The organism is Bacillus tequilensis, assembly GCF_012225885.1.
Classification (GTDB): Bacteria; Bacillota; Bacilli; order Bacillales; family Bacillaceae; genus Bacillus; species Bacillus tequilensis.
The window spans coordinates 2,320,170-2,337,006 of sequence record NZ_CP048852.1; the positions used below are offsets into that span (position 1 = coordinate 2,320,170).

At 44.6% G+C, this 16,837-nt stretch carries 22 protein-coding genes; 4 read left to right on the plus strand and 18 right to left on the minus strand.

Translation table 11 applies throughout. From position 1 onward, the window contains the following. Positions 1 to 2: 2 nt before the first annotated feature. The 10 genes from deoB to ansA form a co-directional block, all read right to left on the minus strand. The gene (gene deoB, locus G4P54_RS12345) at positions 3 to 1,187 is read right to left on the minus strand and encodes a phosphopentomutase (protein ID WP_024715178.1); all 1,185 of its coding nucleotides are present in this window, start codon (positions 1,185 to 1,187) and stop codon (positions 3 to 5) included. Between the two features lie 159 nt (positions 1,188 to 1,346). Beyond that, a complete protein-coding gene (xerD, locus tag G4P54_RS12350; protein WP_024715177.1) occupies positions 1,347 to 2,237 on the minus strand; it encodes a site-specific tyrosine recombinase XerD in 891 nt (296 codons plus the stop codon). Positions 2,238 to 2,244: 7 nt separating this feature from the next. Continuing rightward, on the minus strand, positions 2,245 to 2,472 hold the full coding sequence (locus tag G4P54_RS12355; RefSeq protein WP_024715176.1) for a YqzK family protein: 228 nt from the start codon (positions 2,470 to 2,472) through the stop codon (positions 2,245 to 2,247). Between the two features lie 124 nt (positions 2,473 to 2,596). After that, on the minus strand, positions 2,597 to 3,046 hold the full coding sequence (gene fur / locus G4P54_RS12360) for a ferric iron uptake transcriptional regulator (RefSeq protein ID WP_003223972.1): 450 nt from the start codon (positions 3,044 to 3,046) through the stop codon (positions 2,597 to 2,599). Positions 3,047 to 3,158: 112 nt separating this feature from the next. Beyond that, the gene (gene spoIIM / locus G4P54_RS12365) at positions 3,159 to 3,803 is read right to left on the minus strand and encodes a stage II sporulation protein M (protein ID WP_024715175.1); all 645 of its coding nucleotides are present in this window, start codon (positions 3,801 to 3,803) and stop codon (positions 3,159 to 3,161) included. A 100-nt stretch (positions 3,804 to 3,903) separates the two neighbouring features. Beyond that, positions 3,904 to 4,119, minus strand: a complete 216-nt coding sequence (locus tag G4P54_RS12370; protein ID WP_167872804.1) for a ribosome rescue factor BrfA — start codon at positions 4,117 to 4,119, stop codon at positions 3,904 to 3,906. A gap of 101 nt (positions 4,120 to 4,220) precedes the next feature. Beyond that, complete coding sequence (locus G4P54_RS12375) at positions 4,221 to 5,540, minus strand: NAD-dependent malic enzyme (protein ID WP_167872805.1); 1,320 nt, start codon at positions 5,538 to 5,540, stop codon at positions 4,221 to 4,223. 17 nt (positions 5,541 to 5,557) lie between these two features. Then, positions 5,558 to 6,964, minus strand: a complete 1,407-nt coding sequence (mleN, locus tag G4P54_RS12380; RefSeq protein WP_167872806.1) for a malate-H+/Na+-lactate antiporter MleN — start codon at positions 6,962 to 6,964, stop codon at positions 5,558 to 5,560. A gap of 142 nt (positions 6,965 to 7,106) precedes the next feature. Beyond that, the gene (gene aspA, locus G4P54_RS12385; RefSeq protein ID WP_167873872.1) at positions 7,107 to 8,534 is read right to left on the minus strand and encodes an aspartate ammonia-lyase; all 1,428 of its coding nucleotides are present in this window, start codon (positions 8,532 to 8,534) and stop codon (positions 7,107 to 7,109) included. Positions 8,535 to 8,579: 45 nt separating this feature from the next. Beyond that, positions 8,580 to 9,569: an asparaginase gene (ansA, locus tag G4P54_RS12390; protein WP_024715170.1), complete on the minus strand. Its 990-nt coding sequence runs from the start codon at positions 9,567 to 9,569 to the stop codon at positions 8,580 to 8,582. A 181-nt stretch (positions 9,570 to 9,750) separates the two neighbouring features. Between ansA and G4P54_RS12395 the strand changes: the two genes are divergently transcribed. Then, a complete protein-coding gene (locus G4P54_RS12395) occupies positions 9,751 to 10,101 on the plus strand; it encodes a helix-turn-helix domain-containing protein (RefSeq protein ID WP_024715169.1) in 351 nt (116 codons plus the stop codon). 8 nt (positions 10,102 to 10,109) lie between these two features. On the opposite strand, the gene G4P54_RS12400 is transcribed toward G4P54_RS12395, so the two are convergent. Continuing rightward, entirely contained in the window at positions 10,110 to 11,273 is a 1,164-nt protein-coding gene (locus tag G4P54_RS12400; protein ID WP_167872807.1) for a TIGR00375 family protein, read from the minus strand. Then, entirely contained in the window at positions 11,270 to 11,827 is a 558-nt protein-coding gene (nudF, locus tag G4P54_RS12405) for an ADP-ribose pyrophosphatase (protein WP_167872808.1), read from the minus strand. The genes G4P54_RS12400 and nudF overlap by 4 nt, the downstream gene beginning before the upstream one ends. Positions 11,828 to 11,901: 74 nt before the next feature. Here nudF and mciZ point away from each other — a divergent pair, with 74 nt between their 5' ends. Both mciZ and G4P54_RS12415 read left to right on the plus strand, forming a co-directional pair. Next, positions 11,902 to 12,024 carry a Z-ring formation inhibitor MciZ gene (mciZ, locus tag G4P54_RS12410; RefSeq protein WP_024715166.1) on the plus strand — a complete coding sequence of 41 codons (123 nt, stop codon included), beginning with the start codon at positions 11,902 to 11,904 and terminating at the stop codon, positions 12,022 to 12,024. A gap of 63 nt (positions 12,025 to 12,087) precedes the next feature. After that, positions 12,088 to 13,008 (plus strand): aldo/keto reductase, encoded by a 921-nt coding sequence (locus G4P54_RS12415; protein WP_167872809.1) that lies wholly within the window; start codon positions 12,088 to 12,090, stop codon positions 13,006 to 13,008. A 31-nt stretch (positions 13,009 to 13,039) separates the two neighbouring features. Here G4P54_RS12415 and G4P54_RS12420 read toward each other — a convergent pair whose 3' ends face one another. After that, positions 13,040 to 13,264 (minus strand): YqkE family protein, encoded by a 225-nt coding sequence (locus G4P54_RS12420; protein ID WP_024715164.1) that lies wholly within the window; start codon positions 13,262 to 13,264, stop codon positions 13,040 to 13,042. Between the two features lie 146 nt (positions 13,265 to 13,410). Between G4P54_RS12420 and G4P54_RS12425 the strand changes: the two genes are divergently transcribed. Next, positions 13,411 to 14,328 (plus strand): alpha/beta hydrolase, encoded by a 918-nt coding sequence (locus G4P54_RS12425; RefSeq protein WP_167872810.1) that lies wholly within the window; start codon positions 13,411 to 13,413, stop codon positions 14,326 to 14,328. Positions 14,329 to 14,367: 39 nt separating this feature from the next. On the opposite strand, the gene G4P54_RS12430 is transcribed toward G4P54_RS12425, so the two are convergent. Genes G4P54_RS12430 through G4P54_RS12450 form a run of 5 tightly spaced genes read right to left on the minus strand, consistent with a single transcriptional unit; the run spans position 14,368 to position 16,788 of the window. Beyond that, entirely contained in the window at positions 14,368 to 14,607 is a 240-nt protein-coding gene (locus G4P54_RS12430; RefSeq protein ID WP_167872811.1) for a YqkC family protein, read from the minus strand. 12 nt (positions 14,608 to 14,619) lie between these two features. Beyond that, positions 14,620 to 14,943 (minus strand): iron-sulfur cluster biosynthesis family protein, encoded by a 324-nt coding sequence (locus tag G4P54_RS12435; protein ID WP_024715161.1) that lies wholly within the window; start codon positions 14,941 to 14,943, stop codon positions 14,620 to 14,622. Beyond that, a complete protein-coding gene (locus G4P54_RS12440; RefSeq protein ID WP_167872812.1) occupies positions 14,940 to 15,971 on the minus strand; it encodes a bifunctional GNAT family N-acetyltransferase/GrpB family protein in 1,032 nt (343 codons plus the stop codon). Before G4P54_RS12440 ends, G4P54_RS12435 begins: the two co-directional genes overlap by 4 nt. Further along, positions 15,964 to 16,308 carry an antibiotic biosynthesis monooxygenase family protein gene (locus tag G4P54_RS12445; protein ID WP_167872813.1) on the minus strand — a complete coding sequence of 115 codons (345 nt, stop codon included), beginning with the start codon at positions 16,306 to 16,308 and terminating at the stop codon, positions 15,964 to 15,966. The genes G4P54_RS12440 and G4P54_RS12445 overlap by 8 nt, the downstream gene beginning before the upstream one ends. A 9-nt stretch (positions 16,309 to 16,317) precedes the next feature. After that, positions 16,318 to 16,788 carry a GNAT family N-acetyltransferase gene (locus G4P54_RS12450; protein ID WP_167872814.1) on the minus strand — a complete coding sequence of 157 codons (471 nt, stop codon included), beginning with the start codon at positions 16,786 to 16,788 and terminating at the stop codon, positions 16,318 to 16,320. Positions 16,789 to 16,837: the final 49 nt, after the last annotated feature.

A 16,837-nucleotide genomic window follows, 5' to 3' on the forward strand; every position in this document is an offset into this window, starting at 1 on the left:
CCCTATTGTAATAAAGATAAAAAGCTTTTCCCGTATTTCGGTTGATTCGTCTGGAAATTATCAGCGATTGTTGCGCCGATATCGGCAAATGTATCTGCAAGCGGCAGCATTTGCGCTTTCTTATGTTTTTTGCTGTAAGCGAGGATCGGCACGTACTCGCGTGTATGGTCGGTTCCATGATGAATCGGATCATTGCCGTGGTCGGCTGTAATGAGTAACAGATCGTCTTCTTTCATTTTCTCAAATACTTCCGGAAGCCGCGCATCGAATTCTTCAAGCGCGCGTCCGTAGCCTTCCGGGTCACGGCGGTGTCCGAATAAAGCGTCAAAATCAACAAGATTCGCAAAGCTCAGACCCGTAAAGTCTTCACCCAGCGTATCAATCACCTTGTCCATTCCGTCCATATTGGAAACCGTTCTCCGTGAAGAAGTAATGCCTTCTCCGTCGTAAATATCAGAGATCTTACCGATTGAGATCACATCTAAGCCGCTGTCTTTCAATTCATTCATGACAGTTCGGTCAAACGGCTTCAGCGCATAATCATGGCGGTTTGGCGTCCGTTTGAATTGTCCCGGCTCTCCGACGAACGGTCGTGCGATAATGCGGCCAACCATATATTTCGGATCAAGCGTCAGCTCTCTCGCCGTTTCACAAATACGGTACAGCTCTTCAAGCGGCACAACCTCTTCGTGAGCGGCAATTTGCAGCACAGAGTCAGCAGATGTGTATACAATTAAAGCTCCCGTCTCCATGTGCTCTTGGCCAAGCTCATCCAAGATCGCTGTGCCGGAAGCCGGCTTGTTTCCGATAATTTTGCGTCCGGATCTCTTTTCCAGTTCCTGAAGCAATTCATCAGGAAAACCCTCTGGAAACACTTTAAACGGTTTATCAATGTATAAGCCCATGATTTCCCAATGGCCGGTCATTGTATCTTTGCCGTTTGACGCCTCTTGCATTTTCCCATAATACGCAAGCGGTTGTTCCGTTTTTTCCACACCTTTAATATCCTCGATGAGACCAAGGCCGAGTTTTGCCATATTCGGCATATGTAATCCATTCATATGCTCGGCTATATGTCCGAGCGTATTGGCGCCTTCGTCATTAAAATCAGCGGCATCCGGCGCTTCGCCGATTCCGACTGAGTCCATTACAATTAAAAACACACGATTATATTTGTATGCAGGCATCTTGAAAGCCTCCTTTTTTTCTATACGTCTATTGTATCGCTAAGAGGTCAGACAACTCAAGTATAAATCGTTTTCATTTCCGTTGACAATGCATTTGGAAATAATGAGAAACTTCATTATTTTCTGCCTTTCTAAACAAAAAAGCCGCACCCCCTGCGGCTAGGCCCGCGGATGAAACTGCTTGTACACATCCTTCAGCCTTGTTTTCGTCACATGCGTATAGATTTGCGTTGTGGATATATCCGCATGACCGAGCATTTCCTGCACCGCTCTTAAATCCGCCCCATTCTCAAGCAGATGCGTCGCAAAGGAATGCCTGAGCGTATGCGGGGTCAGCTCTTTTTTGATCCCGGCTTCCAGCGCAATTTTCTTCAGGTTCTTCCAAAAACCCTGACGGCTGATCTGTTTGCCGTGATGATTTAAAAAGAGAGCGTCAGACACATTATTCTTCAGCAATTTCCCCCTGGCTTTTGTGATATATTCTTCAATGGCGGAAGCGGCGGCTTCACCGATTGGCACAATCCGTTCTTTTCTTCCTTTCCCGAAGCAGCGGACAAAACCCATGGACAAATGAACATCAGCTGTTGTCAATTCAATCATTTCACTGACTCGTATACCTGTCGCATAAAGCAGCTCCAGCATCGCTTTATCCCGATAGCCAAAAGGGCTTGTCAGTTTAGGCGTGTCCAATAATCGCTCGACCTCATTGAGTGCGAGCACCTTCGGAAGCGCCCGTTCAGTCTTTTGTGTTTCGATATGAACAGAAGGGTCCTTGTCCGTTATTTTTTCCCTGAGGAGAAATTGGTGAAAAGAGCGAATGGATGCCAAATGCCGCGCTGATGTTTTGCCGGATTTCCCAGAGTCCTTCAAGTGCTTTAAATATTGGATTATATGTATGCGAGTTACGTGATTCCAATTCGTAACGTGAAGGGTTTCTGTTAAATAGAGAGAATAGCTTTTCAAGTCACGTTCATAGGATACCACCGTGTTTTGGGAAAGCCCTCTCTCTACAACAACGTAGTGGATGAAATCCTTTATTTGATCTTTCACTCTTGATCTACTCCCCGTTTTGGTAAAAAAAGATTAACCGGTCGAACCATCCGCCTTTTTCATTCTGGTCCATTTCAACAACTTTTACAGCGGAGCCTTCCGGTTTATCGTACCGATGATAGTTTTCATACTCTTGATTCACCCATATCATAGCATAATAGAACAAGGCGGTAAAACCGGTAAACAGGATGAAAACTTTCAATGCATCAAGAGCTGTTTTTAGGAATCTTCCCATGTCCTAATCGATCCTTTCCCTATGGTTCCAGTTATTTAAACCATATGCCAAATCAGAGAGGTTTTATACATAGAAACAGCAAAAAACCCTTTCCCCATGAGAAAAGGTTCGCGCTCGGCACCGTCTATTCAGTTTCTTTTCCGTTACAGCGGTGGCAAATGCCGTGAAATGTCAATCTATGATCTTTAATCTTAAATTTCCAATCACGTTCAATGATTTCTTCCACGTCTTCAAGCAAATCTTCTTCAATTTCATCAACGGCTCCGCACTCCATGCACACCAAGTGGTGATGAAAGTGAGCTGCGCCCTCTTTCCGAAGGTCGTAACGGGACACGCCGTCTCCAAAGTTAATTTTATCAACGACTTTTAATTCAGTTAATAATTCAAGCGTACGGTATACTGTAGCGAGACCGATCTCAGGAGATTTCTCTTTTACGAGGAGGTATACATCTTCTGCGCTTAAATGGTCTTCTTCGTTTTCAAGCAGCACTCTTACTGTCGCTTCACGCTGAGGCGTAAGTTTGTAGCTGGATGAGTGCAGCTGTTTCTTAATTCGATCGATACGGTTTTCCATGTCTTTCCCTCCTACGCCGCATTCCATGACTCATTATAACAAAATACGCGCATAGTTCCAACTATAATTATTATAAACTGATAAATAAAACGATTTCCTTTTAATAATGATTTTAAAAAAGTCTCGATGTAAGCTTTTCCATTAAAGCCGGAGATAAATATGCTTCAAAAAGAGAGGAGATCAGCGCTAAAAACAGGATGACCAGAAGCACGAAAGCATACCGCCCGAACCACTGAATCGGCGCGTCATGCAGGCTGCGTTTCACGAACAGCTGCCTGATTAGTTTTAAAGAAAATGCGATCGCACACGTACCCATAATGAGATATGCCGGGATCAGCAGCACATTTTGCGGCAAAACGGAGACAAAGGATAAGAAAAAACCGCTGATGCCCATCTGATTGACAAGGAACCCGACAGTAAAGCCGACGACGATGCCTTTCAGAAAGATCATGATAAAAATAATCGGCATCCCGATGACGGAAATGCCCAATATCCACATCAGCCCTAAATATTTTGCGTTATGGAAGATGCTTTGCCCAAACATATCAGATGCACTTGCTTGTTTTCCATCCGAAAGCTGTCCGAAAAATCGGCTTAAGTAGTAATATAAATCTTCTTTCTGGCTGATGGTCATGCTGTTGACAATAATCGCCCCAAAGATGACACCCATGAAAAACAGCACTGAGACAAATATATAAAGAGAGAGATGATCTTTGACATGTCCGAGAAACATGTCCTTATAAGAGATTTTTCGCATACCGTTTCCTCCCGCACGATCTAGTGATTTGATTTAATAGATTGTATGAAAGAAACGGAAAAACATGCCCTTTTTCAAAAAGAAACGATAGAGAAAGATACTAGGCGGCTTTTGCGGGCACAAAAAAATCCTTATCATCAAATGCCGTATGATCATAAGGATTCTTACCCTTTCTTTTATTCAAAATCTCTTTTTTGCTTTTTGTCTTTCTTTCATGTGTGCTGAAAGATGGTGAACTTCCTCTTGATAATAAAACGTCACGTCCGCCGTTTCTCAACAGATGTTCCCGCTTCTTTTTCGCTCGGCTCTTCGCCATGCTGATCACTCCCTTTAATGATTCACTGCCATTATAGCAAAAATCATCATACGATGAGAAAAAACAGCACCTGTTTATGTCAGGTGCTGTTTTACGTAGTTTTATTTCACTGGATTAAGAGCCGCGTGCTCGACCGCAGCCGCTACCTCATGATGAACTTTCGAATCAAGCGGCTGAGGAACTACATCGCCTTGTTTTGTACAGGCGGCGATAGCCTCAGCTGCTGCCACAAGCATATCGTGATTGATCTCCTTGCTTTTTGCGTTGAGCGCTCCTCTGAAAATTCCCGGGAAGCCAAGCACATTATTAACAGAACGGCCGTCAGCTGCATATGCTGCGCCGGCTTGCAGCGCAGCCTCCGGCTCGATTTCAGGCTTCGGATTCGATAAAGCTAAAATCACATGGCCGGAACGTACAAACGCCGGTTTAATTAAACCTGGAACGCCCGTTGTGGCAATGATAACGTCACAAGTTTCCATGAGCTCCTCGATGCTGGCTACTGCCTGTCCGCCGTATTGTTCAAGACGGTCCATGGCTGCCTCTGATTTGTCTGTTCCGTACACAGCTTTCACACCGTAGGCCATAAACATCCGGCAGATAGCAACACCTGCTGCGCCCAGTCCGATTTGCCCCACTTTCGCTTCCTTCAGAGCAACTCCCGCACTCTTACATGCCGAGATCGCAGCTGCCAGCGTCACAACAGCAGTACCATGCTGATCATCGTGCATAACAGGGATGTTCAGCTCCTCTTTTAGGCGGTCTTCGATTTCGAAGCAATGCGGCGAGCCGATATCTTCAAGCAGGATGCCGTTAAAACCCGGAGAAATATGCTTTACCGTTTTGATGATTTCTTCAGGATCACTCGTATCAAGCAATATCGGAATGCCGCTGATACCCGCCAGCTGATCAAACAGAGCAGCCTTTCCTTCCATGACAGGCATGCCTGCCACGGAGCCGATATTCCCAAGACCGAGAATTGCCGTTCCATCCGTTACAATCGCAACAGAATTGCTGATCGTTGTATAAATAGACGCTTTTTCTGGTTCTTTTTCGATCAGCCTGCATACGTCTGCAACACCTGGTGTATAGACACGCCCAAGCTCTGCAAGCGAGCGGATCGGCATTTTGCTTTTCATTTGGATTTTTCCGCCTTCATGTGCGGACAGGACTTCATCGGATACGGTGTGAAGCCTGATCCCTTCTCCAAGATCCTGTACGGCCGTGATCACTTCCTGAAGCTGTTCTTCATTCTCCACTTGAACGGTAATATTCCGCATTGTGTAATTGGGGCCGACTTTTACCGTCTCCACTTCACCAATATCCCCGCCCAGAAGACCGATTGCCGTAGCAACCCTTCCAAGATTTCCGGGAACCGACGGCGTTTCAATCATCAGTGTCCGAATCATGTGTTTCGCTATCATTCAGTGACCCTCCCCTATTAGCCTAGTTTTTCGGCTTTGACTGTATTGTTTTTCGTGTACCATATACACTTTCCTGTATAACCATAGATAATGGCAAGACCTATTGCAACAAAACTAAGCCACATAAACGGCAAATAAGAGAAGGTAGAAACCCCGAGGATTCCCGCCATGTAAATCCCGTTATCAGACCAAGGAACCATACCTGAAGTTAATGTTCCCCCGACCTCCGAGTTACGTGATAGCACTCTTCGGTCCAGATGCAGGCGATCATAGCTGTCTTCCATAATTTTCGGAGTCAAAATAAGAGATACATACATCGCGCAGCCGAAGATGTTTGCTAAAAACGCTACAATCAGCGTAGATAAAGTGACATTGCCGGCAGATGTTAATTTCTTTTCAAATAGTGAGACGATGACTTTCAGCACGCCGAGTTTCTCAAGCAAACCGCCAAAACCAAGACCAAAGATAATCACGACAAGGGAACTGAGCATTCCGACAATCCCGCCGCGGTTTAACAGGCCATTCAAAAATTCAACATCTGTTTTAATAGAAAATCCATTGTACGCTGTAGCAATCGCATCCGCAATATTCATGCCTTGGAAAGCAGCAGCCCAGATTGCGCCGAGTAAAGCACCGATCACGATAACCGGCATAGACGGCTTTCTCATCGCCAATAAGACAATGACCACTACAGCCGGGATCAGCATCCAAATATGGATGTCAAACGTATTTTGCAAAGAAGATTTTAAGAATTCAACTTTATCAAGATCAATATTTTTTCCGCCGTACATAAAGCCGGTAATAGTAAATAAAATAGCTGTAATCACATATGCAGGTATTGATAAATAAAGCATTGCTCTCACGTGGTCTAATACATCGACTTTGGATAGTGAAGAAGCCAGAACTGTACTGTCAGACAAAGGAGAAAGCTTGTCCCCAAAATAAGCGCCTGAAAGAATAGCTCCTGCTACGAGAGGAAGCGGAATACCTAAACCTTCTCCAATTGCGATCATGGCGATGCCGGCAGTTCCGACTGTTCCCCATGACGTTCCTGTTGCCACAGACATAATAGAACAAATAATCAATGTTGCCAGTAAAAAGATACTAGGGTGAATAAATTCTAATCCGTAATAAATCAGTGTCGGCACAACGCCTCCGGCGATCCATGTCCCAATGAGCGCCCCGACTGAAACGAGAATCAGAACGGCTTCAAGCCCATTTGATATTCCATACAGAATCGCATTTTGCATATCTTTATAAGAATAACCGAGTCTGATTCCGAGAATCATAGCAATAAACCAGGAAATGAAGAGCGCAAGCTGTATCGGCAAGTCTAAAAAGACTGTAAACGACATGACAAGTGCTAAAAATGATCCTAGTACAATAATAATTTCGAATAGTGTTGGCAATCTTACATCCTTCAAAAGAAGTCCCCCTTCATGTAAAAAGCTAAAACGCTTTCAATAAATAGTGCAACACGTATACTATACTTTCTCATCCCTATGTTGTAAACAGCTTATTCACCCGACTATTCGGAGATGAATAAGCTGTATTTTTGTTCAAATTTTATTTTTCTAATAGTTCTTTCCCAGAAATCCCAGGTTTTGTCATTTCAAATGGATTCAAAATAATATCCAACTCTTCTTCTGTCAGCACATCATGCTGCAGGCAAAGATCACGGACTGATTGGCCTGTCATAATCGCTTCCCGGGCGATTCGTGCAGCCGCTTCATATCCAAGATGCGGATTGACAGCGGTAATTACGCCTGCGCTTTTTTCCACGTATTGCTTCAAGCGTTTTTCGTTGGCTTCAATGCCTTTTAGGCAATTGTCAGTGAACGAACGGAAGCCATTGTTCATGATGCTGATGGATTGAAGCAAGTTGAAAACAAGCACTGGCTCCATAACGTTCAATTCAAGCTGGCCGGCTTCTGAAGCAAGACAGATTGTATTGTCGTTTCCAATAACCTGGAACGCAATTTGGTTGATCAGCTCCGCCATAACCGGATTGACTTTCCCCGGCATAATGGATGATCCCGGCTGGCGGGCAGGCAGAGATATTTCCGCAAGTCCGGCGCGCGGGCCTGATGCCATTAAACGGAGATCGTTGGCGATCTTCGACATGTTCATCATGCAGACTTTTAATGCTGCTGATACCTCTGTATAGGCATCTGTGTTTTGTGTGGCATCAACAAGATGATCTGCGCCGACAAGCGGAAGACCGCTAATATCTGCAAGGTGCTTTACAACCTGTTTGATATATTCAGGATCTGCGTTTAGGCCTGTACCGACAGCGGTTGCGCCCATATTGACTTCATACAGGTGCTGGCGTGATTGTTTGATCCGTTTGATATCACGCTCAAGAACACGGCTGTACGCTTCGAACTCCTGGCCGAGACGAATCGGAACAGCGTCTTGAAGGTGTGTCCGTCCCATTTTGATAACTGAATCAAATTCCTGTGCTTTTTGTTGGAACACACTATGCATGTCTTCCATTGTCTTCAGCAGTTTTTCCAAAAGATTCAATGTGGAAATATGAATCGCAGTCGGGAACACATCGTTTGTCGACTGTGACATATTCACATGTGTGTTTGGACTTAAATGGATGTAATCTCCCTTTTTATGACCCATGATTTCAAGCGCCCGGTTTCCGATAACCTCATTCGCATTCATGTTCATAGAAGTTCCGGCACCGCCCTGAATCGGATCGACGATAAACTGATCATGCCATTTGCCTTCCAAAATCTCGTCAGCGGCTTGTACGATAGCTTGGCCAATTCCTTCATACAGCCGTTTCACGTCCATGTTGGCAAGAGCCGCAGCTTTTTTTACAATCGCCAGCGCGTTAATCATTTCTTCATGGATCTTGTATCCCGTAATTGGAAAGTTTTCAGAAGCACGGAGCGTCTGAATTCCGTAATAAACATCTGCTTCAATTTGTTTTTCTCCGAGGAAGTCTTTTTCCACGCGGTATTCTTTTTGGCCGTTTAACATAATCATTAACCTACTTTCTCTTTGTTGGTCATCGTTTCTGATATTTTAAAGGACAACGTCATCAGCGATCGGTGTTTCCATAATTCTCTTGACGACAGGAAGATCCGAAGACTGGCCGAGTGCCCACATCAATTTTGGCACAATCGCTTCTGTGTTCATATTTCTGGATCGGATAATTAAATCTTGGTTGACTCTGCGGCCGACCTCGTAAATGCTCATGTCTTCCCCTTCTTCCAGACATTGAGTTGTGATCACGACGACAATGCCGCTTTCGATCAGCTCATTCACTTTTGTCAAAATGTCTCTGCCTTCAAATGGCACGCCTCCGCTGCCATAACTCTCGATGACAACTCCTTTGTACATGCTTTTGAGGGCATCAAGCATTTCGGGCTTTAAGCCCGGATGCAGCTTCAGCAGACATACATCTGTGCATAGTGAAGTGTCAACTGTGAAGGTGTCGTTCTCAGGTTCCGTTACTTGTTTGTTGTATTCGATCCCGTCTTCATTGATAAAAGCGATATATGGGTAATTGATGCTTTCAAATGCGTCATAGCTTTTCGTTCTTAATTTGATCGCACGCGTTCCTTGAATAACTCTGCCGTCAAACACGACGTATACTCCGCCTACCCCTTCACATGCAAAGCGAATTGCGTCTGTAATATTTTTTTTGGCATCCGTTTTTTGGAACGTGATCGGAATCTGCGAGCCGGTGATGACAATCGGTTTTTTAGCATGCTGCAGCATATACGATAGTGCGGCAGATGTATAGGCCATTGTATCCGTACCGTGTGTAATAACAAAACCGTCATAGGCATCATAATTTTCCTTAACGGCTTCCGCTATTTCCACCCAGTATTCAGGCTGCATATTGGTGCTGTCTATATTCATAAGCGACTGAGTTTCCATCGTGTAATCGTTATCAAGTTTTGATACGTAACTTAATAATTCATCAGCTTTAACTCCGGGAGCCAGCCCATTTTCCCCTTCAACTGAAGCAATCGTTCCCCCAGTTGTCAACATCAATAATTTTTTCATACCATGCACCTCTTCACTGTATCTAAAGATGGGTTGCGAGAAGGTATTCGCTTTTCGCATACTTTTAATGCAATTATAGACACGGAAAATAAAATACGCAAGAGATTATTATTCAATTCGCGTACACTTCCTAATACCTATATGATATAATCAGCTCAAGGTGAAAAAGGAGCGGAAGTTCATGAATCTAGATCGTTTAACTGAATTGAGAAAAAAGAAAAATTGGTCGCTTCAATATACAGCAGACCTTCTGGGTATCGCAAAAAGCACATATGCCGGCTACGAGTCTGGCTACCGCCGGCCTTCACTTGAAGCGCTGGCCATGCTGGCAGACCTCTTTGACACAACCTGCGATGAACTTTTGGGCCGCGAAAAACCAAAACAGACTGCCCCTCAGACCATTGAATTGACCACGTGGAGCAGCCTTGACTTTCACATTTCTGTTGATGACAAGCCGCTGAATGAAGATGAAATCATCCAGCTGATCACCTTTATCCGGACAAAAAGAAAAGTACAGGAGGAACTGAGTTAATCTTTAACTCACGGTTTCACTTTTCCGTAGGTTCCCCCTCCTCCGGCTTTCACTTTTAGCTTTCCGGATCTCGCTTTTACAATAAGCCCCGCTGTTTTCGTCGGAACAACGCGAGCCAAATCTTCTTCTGCAGCCTCATGAAGAACAGCCATTTCTGTTCCGAAGGCTTTTTTTAGTTTGTCCAGTGTTTTCGGACCGACACCCGGAACAAATTGCAGCGGGATCTGATGAACATACCGCGGACGCGAGACGCGAACTTCAGCCTGATCACTCAATTCACGCAATCTTTCGCTGACTCCCTTTGTAAATCTGGTGTTTCCGCAATTCGCGCACGTCGTTTCCCCGTTCACAGCAGGTTCTCCGCACGCTTCACAGGCCGTCTGATAATATTTCCCTAATAACGGATCCAAGCCGTAATTTGCGGCAATTGTCCTTTTACCCTGTCCCCTTAATGCAAGAGCAAATTCGGTAAAATCAGCTGACTGTACATATAGTTCATTATATTCTCTGCCGATTTTCCCTAACGAATGCGCATCAGAATTTGTTAAAAAAGGATACTGATTCAATTCAGATACGTGTGAAGCCATGTTTGTATCACAGCTTAATCCAAGTTCCACCGCATCTATCATAGAGGGATCAAAAACCTCGGTTAAGCTGTTTTTAACCCCTTTTCCGTATAAGCTTTTATGGGGTGTAAAGATATGGGCAGGAATAAACAGCCCGCCCATTTCCTTCACTCTTTTTTGCAGGTTCAAGCCCGTTTCATATATCCGCTGCGAGCTTAAATGGATATTTTTCAGCCGTGCTGACAGCCAGTTAGAAAACCGCTTCATATCTGCCAGCGTCCGCATAAATACGAGCACATGAATCGGCCCGCTGCAGGCTTCATCATAAATCTCCAGCTCGCTTCCCAATAAAAGCGTCGTGCTGCGGTAGCGAATTCCCCCGCCGTCAAGCTCGCGATATTTCCCAGATGAAATGCCTTCCTCAAGCTCTAAAATGACTTCCGGAGAATGACAGTCGATAATGCCAAGAAGTTCAATTCCTTTATGTTCACTGGCTTCAACCAAAATTCGGTCCAGCGTTAATGTTTTGGCGCCTGTGATTTTGACAGCCCTTCCTGTAAAGGTCCGGCCGATATGAATGTGCAAATCCGCGTAAATCTTTTTCATTTTTGTGCTTGGAGCGTTTCTTTCAGCTGAAGATACTGAATCGCATAGGCTGTTTTAGCATCATAGACTTCGCGCGATTCAACCAGCTTCAGCGCATCTTCAAGCGTCACCTCCATCACTTCAACAAACTCGTCCTCATCAAGCTCTCGTTTTTCTTCGAGTACAGCCAGCTCTTCAGCAAGAAATACGTGAACAATTTCATCTGCAAAGCCTGGCGATGTATAAAACGCCGTGATTTTTGTCAGTTTTTTCGCTGTATAACCGGTTTCCTCTTCAAGCTCCCGAAGTGCCGTGTACTCCGGCTCCTCACCTTTTTCCAGCTTTCCGGCCGGGATTTCAACGATCGTCCGCTCAAGCGGCTTACGGAATTGTTTCACCAAGATGATTTTCCCTTCATCTGTAACAGCTAATATAGCTACAGCTCCAGGGTGCTTCACAATTTCACGTTTACTCGTTTTTCCGTTTGGCAGTTCAACGTCCTCTACATATAGATCAATGACTTTTCCTGAAAAGATCTGTTCTTTGGCAATTGTTTTTTCTTCTAATGACTTCATTTCTTCATCTCCCGTTCTGTCTCTATATGATGCCCCATACATTTTATCATACTAGAGAAAAGGGGGGCTTTTTCGTGAAAGTACACCGCATGCCAAAAGGTGTTGTCTTAGTCGGAAAAGCATGGGAGATTCGGGCGAAACTAAGGGAATACGGCCGCACATTCCAATATGTGAAAGATTGGATCTCTGAGCCGTAAAAGTTGAAACTTTAGCTCCTTTATATTACGGTCAATACAAATCCTAAAAAAAGGAGTGTGCACATGAGAAAGCGCAAACTGGGTACATCTGATTTAGAAATAAGCGAAGTCGGACTCGGCTGTATGTCTCTTGGGACAGAAAAAAACAAAGCATTGTCCATTCTGGATGAAGCGATCGAGCTTGGCATCAACTATTTGGACACAGCGGATTTGTACGACCGCGGACGAAACGAAGAAATCGTCGGTGATGCGATTCAAAACCGACGCCAAGACATTATTTTAGCAACGAAAGCGGGAAACCGCTGGAATGAGGAAACCGAGGGCTGGTATTGGGACCCTTCAAAAGCGTACATAAAAGAAGCCGTAAAAAAGAGCCTTGCGCGTCTGAAAACAGATTATATCGATCTTTATCAGCTTCACGGCGGCACGATAGAGGACAACATTGAGGAAACGATCGAAGCGTTTGAAGAATTAAAACAAGAAGGTGTCATCCGTTACTATGGCATTTCTTCCATCCGCCCGAATGTGATCAAAGAGTATGTGAAAAAATCAAATATCGTGAGTATTATGATGCAATTCAGCTTGTTTGACCGACGCCCTGAGGAATGGCTTCCGCTCTTAGAAGAACATCAAATCAGCGTCGTCGCCAGAGGACCTGTTGCCAAAGGGCTATTAACTGAAAAACCGCTTGATCAAGCCGCAGACAGCATCAAACAAAACGGGTACTTGTCCTATTCGTTCGAGGAGTTGGCAAATGCCCGCACGTCGATAGAGAATGTTGCGCCCGATCTTTCCATGACTGAAAAATCGCTGCAATATCTGTTAGCCCAGCCCGCTGTCGCCTCTGTGATTACAGGCGCCAGTAAAATGGAGCAGTTACGGGAAAATGTTGAGGCTGCAAACGCGCGGCGTTTACAAGAAGAAGAAATCAAAGCGCTCCAATCTTATACGAAACAAGACATTTACGAGGCTCACCGCTCATAACAGAAAAACCAGCCCCTTTTTGGGTGCTGGTTTATTTATATTTGTGCCAATCCATTTGGCTTTCATTAAAGAGTTCTTCAAAGCTCTTGTTTTTTTCGATCTCTTTTTTCTTTCTGATCTGTTCCGCTTTTTCTCTTTCCTGCCTCTTTTCATCCTCTTCCTTCAACTGACTCTTCATCTCCAGAAGCTTTGCTTTGATGTCGGATTGAAGGTCATCTTTTAACTGATGTTTATCAGCTGATTTTTGTTTTTTCATTTAGGCTTCCCCCATGTTTGTTTTGAAGCCAGTTTATCACGGAGCATGCAGACTGAACAAGCGGACTCGCTTGTGTGAACTTTTTCGGCCAGCGAGCAGGGTTTGATATAATGATATCTATATTTAGTTGAAAGGTGCTGTGACTTTTGAAGAAAATCCTTTTGGCCATTGGCGCTTTCTTAGCTGCTGCAACCGCAATCGGAATGGTTTTTTCAAATATCATTATGTTCATCAAGAAAAAAACGGATGAAGATATTGTAAAAAGAGAGACGGACGACGGACATGATGTGTTTGAATCATTTGAACGAATGGAAAAAACCGCTTTTGTCGTTCCATCCGCTTACGGCTATGATATAAAAGGCTACTATGTCGCACCGCACGACACATCAAACACCATGATCATCTGCCATGGAGTGACGATGAATGTCCTGAATTCTCTTAAATATATGCATTTATTTCTCGATCTCGGCTGGAATGTGCTTGTTTACGACCACCGCCGGCACGGACAAAGCGGCGGAAAGACAACTAGCTACGGGTTTTATGAAAAAGATGATCTGAACGAGGTTGTCAGCTGGGTCAAGAACAAAACAGGCCATCGCGGGTTGATCGGCATTCACGGAGAATCAATGGGTGCTGCGACTGCCCTGCTTTACGCTGGCGAACACTGTGATGATGGCGCTGATTTTTATATTGCCGATTGCCCGTTCGCTCGTTTTGATGAACAGCTTGCCTATCGGCTGAAAGTGGAATACAGGCTCCCGTCTTGGCCGCTGCTTCCCATCACCGACTTCTTTTTGAAGCGGCGGGACGGCTACCGTGCGCGCGAAGTATCTCCGCTTGCTGTTATTGATAAAATCGAAAATCCGGTCCTCTTTATTCACAGCAAGGATGATGATTACATTCCGGTTTCTTCAACCGAGCGGCTTTATGAAAAGAAACCCGGACCGAAGGCGCTGTACATTGCTGAAAACGGAGAACATGCCATGTCGTATACAAAAAATCGCGACACATACCGAAGAACAGTGAAGGAGTTTTTAGATAAAATAAGGGATTCAACAGAATAAAAAAGCGAAAGGCCTCTTCGGCTCTTTCGCTTTTCCATTTCATAAAACGTCGGTAATGCCATCCATATTTTCTCTGATCCAATCAATCGCAAGATCTATCGTTGTAAACTCCTGCGTTTCGAATGTCATTTCATCCTGCAATAGCCAAACGTCTTTCTTGACGGATTCTGCTCCCCCAATTGACCAGTGGAGCAAGGTATAGGGATGGTTTTGATTCAAGAAGGATACCCACGTTTTATTCTGTGCTGTGTTCTTTATTGACTTCAGCTTTTGTTCCACGTTCGTGTCTCCCTACTTTACTAATATGCTCATTCTGGGACTGAGCATTTCAGCCGGGCTTTTCAGCGCCAGCGTTTTGGCTTTTTCATTGTAATCGATCGTCATTTGATCGTCAAAAAACACTTTTTGCGACGATTGGATATACAGCGGGACGCCGTTCGTTTCCAGCTGCTCACACTGTCCCGTTAACTCTTCTGCCAGCCAGATTGTCGGTACACCGCTTACCGCGCAGCCGCATCCTTCTGAATCGTAACGCAGCTGGGCTTTTTTTCCCGGGTTGGCGTCAAACGCCTGCTGCAGTGCCTGTTTTGCTGCATCTGTCACATGGATGTTCATAAGGTGAGACCCCCATTTTCATCATTTTCGCTATTGTAGCATACAACGCTTCCATTCGCATTGTTTCTGCCTTCTTCCCACCGCTTCGCATGTTCTTCTGCAGTCTTGATCCACTCATCTTTCCCTTGTATGTACTGATTGATGCTGTCCGGATACCGTGCCGCCAGCCGTTTTTTAAGAATGGCGTATTCCTCCGCTGTTTTTGGATGGGCTCTGAGATAATCTCTGAATAACAGGTGCCTTTCAATAGCAGGGTCCCCTTTTTCGTACATATGGACATGATGGGTGCGCTTATTTCCGCCCTTTTGGAAGTAACGCCTGCCCGCTATGCCGTTTTCTCCTTTCGGTGTATAGCCGATTGCCTTCATTTCTGCATCATACCGGTTCACAGCTTCTATGCTTCTGACTTCAACCAGAATATCAATGATTGGCTTTGCCGCCATGTTCGGTATCGATGTGCTTCCGATATGATGAACTGCGATGATCTCCGGTCCGAACACAAGCTTCAGCCGTTCTTTTTCTTTCTCGAAAAGGTTCGCCCATTTTTCGTTGTAGTGAACGACTTTCACGTTTCGTTTCGGATATAAATGAAAAACCGACAGGAATAGATCCTCCTCTGCTTTGACGGTTTTTATCTTTTGAAACCCCGCCTGTGTATAGAGCGATACGGCAGGTGTATTTTTCTCGGCTGTGACGGCTTCGAATTTCTCAGCGTCTTCGTTCTGCTCAATGACGAATTGCAGAAGTGCTCGTCCAATTCCTTTTCTGAAACCGTCGGGGTGCACAACAAGCCTGCAAATGGTGAGATGATGCATGTTTTTCTCATAGGAAATGACACCGATCAATTTGCCGTCTTTCCGATATCCCGCAAACTGTTCAAGAGATGCTTGAATGTCCCTCGCCTTTTCTTGTAAGGCGGGAATGCCGTCAAAACCGATAAGCTCTGCTTCTTTTGTGTAGGCAGGCTGCTGTACGGCAATAATCTCACGCGCTGTGATGTCCTCCTTATGCTGAAGACATTCAATCATTTCCTTCTCCTGAAAACAGCCGCTGCTTCTCGACGTTTGCGATGCGGATTGCATACGACTCATACCAAACGCTTTTTCCTTTTTCTTTTGCCGCTTGATGTTCCGTGTGATGCTTCCAGTTGTTAATGGCGTCCATACTGTTCCAATAGGAAACCGTTATGCTTCTTCCATCCGCTGCACGAACGCTTTCGACGCCTAAAAATCCCGGCTGATCCGCCGCAAGCGATACCATCCGCTTTGCTGTCTCTCCATAACCTGTGTCATTTTCGCTTTTGACAGATGAAAAAATAACTGCATAGTAAGGAGGCTCAGGTGTTTTTGAAAAAAAATCCATCATATTTCCCCCTCATATGTTTTTGACAAACAGTACCCTGTCTTGGGCCGGGCCATCGTAGTTTGCGAATACTGAGATGCCGTTTATCGTTTTGTTGCCCTTTTCAATGTTAAAACCCAATTTGGTGTGATACGCGATTGATACCTTATTCATCGGTGAAGTGACGCACTTGACCCGGGTGCAGCCTCTTTGCTTTACTTTTTCAATAAAGACATCATATAATTGTTTTCCAATTTGCATTTTTCTGAAATCCGGATGCACACCGGAAAAATGAATGTATGCCGTTTCAGGGTCTGATTGCGATTGAAATCCGATTAAAAATCCGGTCATGCTGTTATATTCAGATGTAATAAAGCTTGTGTCCTGAAAGTGCTCAAAAAATAGTCTCGGCAATTTTTCTTTCATCTGCCTGCCGCCCCACCATTCATTCAATACAGACGTTACCATTTCATAATCTGAAGACGTGATTGTTCGAATATCCATTACGATTTGATCTCCCTCCGTCTGGCAAAACGAATGTCAGCTCTTTTTT